The 5,404-nt window shown below is 46.5% G+C and carries 3 protein-coding genes and 4 pseudogenes; 6 read left to right on the forward strand and 1 reads right to left on the reverse strand.

Going from position 1 to position 5,404, the window contains the following annotated elements; all coding sequences use genetic code 11:
- From JNC77_RS17395 to JNC77_RS17420, 6 genes and pseudogenes are all read left to right on the forward strand, one after another.
- Positions 1 to 221 (forward strand): integrase core domain-containing protein (locus JNC77_RS17395; protein ID WP_374834768.1); only part of this gene is annotated, 221 nt, incomplete at its 5' end.
- 30 nt (positions 222 to 251) lie between these two features.
- Positions 252 to 683: pseudogene (locus JNC77_RS17400) on the forward strand (FAA hydrolase family protein); the annotation flags it as partial.
- Positions 684 to 763: 80 nt separating this feature from the next.
- Positions 764 to 1,105, forward strand: a complete 342-nt coding sequence (locus tag JNC77_RS17405) for an HpcH/HpaI aldolase family protein (protein ID WP_374834770.1) — start codon at positions 764 to 766, stop codon at positions 1,103 to 1,105.
- A 23-nt stretch (positions 1,106 to 1,128) separates the two neighbouring features.
- Complete coding sequence (locus tag JNC77_RS17410) at positions 1,129 to 1,458, forward strand: aldolase/citrate lyase family protein (RefSeq protein WP_374834772.1); 330 nt, start codon at positions 1,129 to 1,131, stop codon at positions 1,456 to 1,458.
- 152 nt (positions 1,459 to 1,610) lie between these two features.
- Positions 1,611 to 2,295 (forward strand): annotated as a pseudogene (locus tag JNC77_RS17415) (IS6 family transposase).
- A 521-nt stretch (positions 2,296 to 2,816) separates the two neighbouring features.
- Positions 2,817 to 4,103: pseudogene (locus JNC77_RS17420) on the forward strand (tannase/feruloyl esterase family alpha/beta hydrolase).
- 242 nt (positions 4,104 to 4,345) lie between these two features.
- Here JNC77_RS17420 and JNC77_RS17425 read toward each other — a convergent pair.
- Positions 4,346 to 5,267: pseudogene (locus JNC77_RS17425) on the reverse strand (IS30 family transposase).
- Positions 5,268 to 5,404: the final 137 nt, after the last annotated feature.

Here is a 5,404-nt window from a genome sequence, read left to right on the forward strand (position 1 = left end):
TGAGCGGTAAAGGTAATTGTTATGACAATGCCATGGTGGAAAGCGTGTTTAAAACCATCAAATCAGAGATGGTATGGTGTACAGTCTTTCAAACACGCATCAGCGCTGAAACAGAACTTGGCCGATACATCGATGGCTTTTATAATCCAATACGGCAGCACTCTTCACTCGGATATAAATCGCCAATAGGATTTGAGGCCATCACGGCCTGCACAGAGTGAAACTCTCTCAACTAATTCGGGCCAAGACCAAAGGCGCCCAATGTAGGTTTAGTAGATGTGCTTCGCGCTACAGAATGGATTGTACCGTCAATAGAAATTATTGATGCGCGTGTAACGGAGCCGCGTAAAATCTTTGATACAGTCGCTGATAACGGTGCAGCAGCGGGGTTGATTTTAGGCGGGCGTCCGATCCGTCCAGAAGATGTTGACCTACGCTGGGTTGGAGCCATATTCTACAGAAATTCTGAAATAGAGGAGACGGGACTGGCGGCTGGGGTGCTGGGGCATCCTGCAATGGCAGTGGTCTGGCTTGCTAATAAGCTTGCTCCCTTTGGAACGGTTTTGGAGCCTGGTCACATGTTACTTTCAGGGAGTTTTACACGGCCTTTATGGGCTAAGAAAGGTGACACACTCCACGCGGACTTTGGTCCTTTAGGTAGTGTTGCCGTACAATTTGTTTGAAAGGTTTAACCATGGAAGTGAAAAGAAACCCGTTTTAGGCAGACATGGCCTCGCGCACAAAGCAAATTGGTGTGTGGAGCATGAGTGCCAGCCCGGTGGCAGTGGAGATTATCGGCAATAGCGGTTTTGATTGGGGCTGCCTTGATGCAGAACATTCACCCGTAGATATTTCCAATCTGGTAACGCCTTTGCACGCAGGATCTGCCGGCAAGACCCATCCGGTTGTGCGTCCGGCATGGAATGATCCGGTCGTGCTCAAATGCATATTGGATGTGGGGGCGCAGACGGTGTTGGTGCCTTTTGTGCAAAATGCAGAAGAAGCGCGTCAGGCTGTTGCGGCCTGCCGTTATCCGCCTGAGGGCATCCGTGGCGTTTCTGGAAGTTCGCGTGCATCGGCCTATGGTCAGATGAATGGATTTTAAAAAAGGCTAATGACGAGATCTGCGTGCTTGTTCAGCTTGAAACAGGTGACGCCTTGCAAAATCTAGAAGATATTGCACAGGTTGAAGGTGTTGATGGTGTCTTTATCGGACCGTCCGATCTTGCAGCTTCGCTTGGTCATTTAGGCAATCCAGGCCATCCGGATGTGCAAAACGCTATACAGGAAGCAATCGAGAAGCTCAACAAATTGGGCAAGGCCGGTGGTATTTTAACCACTGATATTACTGCGGCACGTAAATATCTGGAATGGGGTTTTATCTTCGTGGCCTCGGCGCTGGATATTCAGTTGCTGATGGCGGGGCTCAAAAATGCTTTGCATGATGTGCAGGCATAATACTGACGTGCTCGCCGTTTTAAGGTCACCGTCTGGGGAATTTTCCGGGGTTTTGGCTTTCGGGGCACTTGATGGGTTATGTTGCAAATTTTTCACTTCTGCTGAGTTATATCACAACCGGTGCGTATAATTGAGTGATGCGGGAGCAGCTGATGGTCGACTTCAAAAGAGTCCATTTTCCGAAAAGTGTCATCCTTTATGCTGTTTTCTTCTACGTCCGTTGTGCAGTTTCGTATCTCGACCTTCAGGAAATAATGGCTGGCGAGGCGTTGATGTTGACCATGCAACATTGAACCGATGGGTTGTTCGCTACTCACAGCAGATTGCTGCTCAGGCACAAAAACGTAAAAAGCCAACAGCCAGTTCCTGGCGTGTTGACGAGACCTATATAAAAAGGTCAAAGGCAAATGGACTTATCTCTATCGGGCGGTTGATCGTGACGGGCAAACCCTTGATTTCATGCTCTCTGAGCGCCGAAATCTCGGTGCCGCGAGGCGTTTCTTCAAGAAGGCCATCACAAGCAATGGCGTTCCGTACAAAATAGTCATTGATAAAAGCGGAGCCAATTTGGCTGGAGCTCATGCTATAAACAACATCCCGAAAATCACTGGTACAGGTAAGGCGATTGAAATCCTGCAGGTCAAATATCTCAACAATATCCTTGAGCAAGATCATCGTTTCATCAAGAGGCTTACCAAACACATGTTAGGTTTCAAAGCGTTTCATTCAGCCTCAGCGACAATCGCAGGCATCGAAGTGGCTCACATGATCCGCAAAAACCAATTAGCAAATGACAATCGTTCAGCATTCAAAGTCTTTGCGGAACTCGCAGCATAACTGTGCCTGCAGATAAGCATGTTTATATCCTGTTCAAAATTTTGCGACACATCCTAAAATGGAGGGGCTCTGTTATACATCTAAGACAACAATTTACTGTCTAATTTTTTCTGACGACGCAATCATAGATTGAGTAGGTCGTCGTATAGTGCATAATTTGGGATGGAGGAACCATGTTTAAATTATTCAATACCGTGCAATATCGTATACTACAACAAGTTTGGCAACGGCCATGCTGTTTGTTACGGTAGGTGCCACTCCTGCTGAAGCTAAAATGGGTGCGCAGATATTACGTCCGATACACTTAGTGTGCCAGGGATCAAAATAATCTCAAGCATACACATTGCTAAAGACGCCAAGAACCCGCTCTCGCATTGTTTGGTTAAGGGTGTTATGGCTGAACGAACGGGTATAGATAATTATCCCTACGCGGTACGTTTCGAGATGCGGTTACCGGACAAGTGGAACGGGGTTTTTTTCATCAATTGAATGGTGGAGATAACGGAGAGGTTTACCCAGCTATGGGGCCGCTTTTGGGTGGCAATAAGAGCCTGACGGCACTGGCACGTGGTTATGCAGTACTATCTTCTGATGGAGGACATGACGGATCGGCACAGCCTGAATGGGGAAGCGCTGGAAGTTATCGCTTTGCGTTGGATCCTGAAGCGCGCGATTTTTTCGGATATCGTACGACCGAGACTATGGCACCGCTTGGTAAAGCAATGATTACAGCATATTACGGTGCCGATCCAAAATACTCTTATGCGGCCGGCTGTTCAAATGGCGGAAGGCATAGTTTGATGGCTGCGGAGGGCCTGTCGTCTGAATATGACGGTTTTCTTGCTGGCGCACCAGGATTTAATCTACCTAAGGCAGCGGTTCAGCATGCACATGACATACAGTCTTTCAAGGGCGTGAATGGAGATGTGCGCAAGGCATTTTCGCGTGAAGATATTTCACTTGTTGCAAACGCAATCTTAGGCGCATGTGACAGTCTTGATGGACTTGCAGATGGTATGGTTCTGGATACAAAGGCTTGACAAGTAAATTTGGACATTACCAATCTTCAATGTCAACCAGATCAAAACAGTGGCTGCCTATCGTCTGATAAAGTTGCTGCACTTGAAACAGTGCATGCAGGGCCGATCGATAAAAATGGTAAACAACTTTATTCCGACTGGGCCTGGGATAGCGGTATTAGTGGAAGTGACTGGCGTTTATGGAAGCTGGAAAGCCCTAGTGAATCTGTTAATTATATGCCTCGTATAGCTGTAAAAGGCGCGGCCTCTTTGGCGTACTTATTCACAACACCCCCGACCGAAGTCAAAGGTGATTCTGCCTCGCTGGAGCAGTTTCTACTTGATTTTGAGCTTGATGCAGATTCCAAAAAAATTAATGCTACGGACAGTAATTTTGTGAGGTCTGCCATGCAAACAATTGTTCCGCCTGGTTTCGATAATCCGACATTAGCTAATCTAAAGGCTTCGTGTAACAAGTTAATTGTCTTCCACGGAGTATCTGATCCGGTGTTTTCAGCGAATGATACTTTGGCTTGGTTTGAGGCAGTAACCGCTAATAACGGTGGATCAGCGTCAGATTTTGTAAAATATTATCCTGTTCCAGGTATGAACCATTGTAGTGGTGGTCCTGCATCTGATAATTTTGACATGTTCACCACACTTGTTGATTGGGTGGAGCGCGGAATTGAACCTCAGGCAGTAACAGCAGGCCTGACAAAGGGTAATACGGACATTCCAAGGATTGGTCAGCGGAACGCACAAGAAAACTCTGTCCCTCACCACAAGTAGCTCGTTTTGTGAGCGGCTCTGCTGAGCAAGAAGCAAGCTTTAATTGCGTACCTTAACAAGAACAAAAACCGTAGTTTGAGTTCTTAAATTCAACTACGGCCGACATGCAATGATCTGCGATTTTGTCATAAATATTTCAGCTAGTTAAGTGGGATATGTCGCAAAATTTTGAACAGGATATAAACATGCTTATCTTGGAAAAGCTACACCAAGTGCATAATGCCGTAAGTAAGGCTATCTGATTATGCTGCTTCCTGCAAAAGAAAGGCAAAGCTCTCGGCGGGTGTCTTAAATCCAAGACACTTGCTCGGGGTTGCATTAAGATTATGGGCGAGGGCAGTCAACTGCGCCTGGCTGAACTGCATCAGGTCAGTGTTGCTGGGTAGATACCGTCGAATGCGCTTGTTGATGTTCTCAATAGCACCTTTTTGCCAGGGTGAATTGGGATCGCAAAACCAGCTTCTCGCCCCCATTCCATCCTCCAAAGCCCTATAAGCCATAAACTCTGAACCGCGATCAAAAGTAAAACTGCGGCGTGCATGGTACGGCAGCGCTGCAAAGGTCTGAATGATTTTGTTCATAATAGGTTTTGAGTGTCGGCTACTGTTTTTAATGATGACGCAATAACGGCTTTTGCGTTCAACAAGCGTCATGACATTGGCTTCTCCCAGATCACGATCAAAGATAATCAAGTCACCTTCCCAATTGCCAAATTGCAGACGATTGCCTATAAAATCAGGGCGTTGATGAATGCGAAACGCTTCTGGAATCCGGGAACTGCGCGATTTCCTTATGCCTCATGGGCATCGCTTTGTTCGCATCTCAGCAAGGTGTTCAAACAGCTTCAGCCCATATTCTTCCTTTGAGTAAATGAAGCGATAGATCGTTTCCGTACATAGTCGTATCGCACTCAAACCATGGCTAATCAGTCGGCCGCAGATCAGTTCCGGCGACCAATGTGCTTCCAATTGTTCAATGACAAACTTGCGCAGTTCTGGATAACGTCTGAGCTTGCGTAACCGTGTTCTGCGGTCTTTGCTGATGTTGTCGGCAACAACGCTATGATAGCCATTATAGTCTGGTATCTCGGTGCCCCAAAAGCTGTTTCAGTTCGAAAAGACGGCGACGTTCAGGCAAAGTTATCTGTGAATAGCAATTCGACATCCAATTTCCTCTATGGCTAACCTTATGAATTTATTGGCATGTTGCATACTAAAAAAATGTACCCTGTTATAAATATTGTTTTAGCAAGTTAAAGTTGCGACGTTCCCAGCAAAATAGAAATGCGACAGGCGCTGACG

This window comes from Paenochrobactrum pullorum (assembly GCF_041929845.1).
Lineage (GTDB): Bacteria > Pseudomonadota > Alphaproteobacteria > Rhizobiales > Rhizobiaceae > Paenochrobactrum > Paenochrobactrum pullorum.

Excerpts from the sequence above, each read along its gene's own strand:
- JNC77_RS17405 (WP_374834770.1), top strand. The coding sequence starts at position 764 with ATGAGTGCCAGCCCGGTGGCAGTGGAGATTATCGGCAATAGCGGTTTT.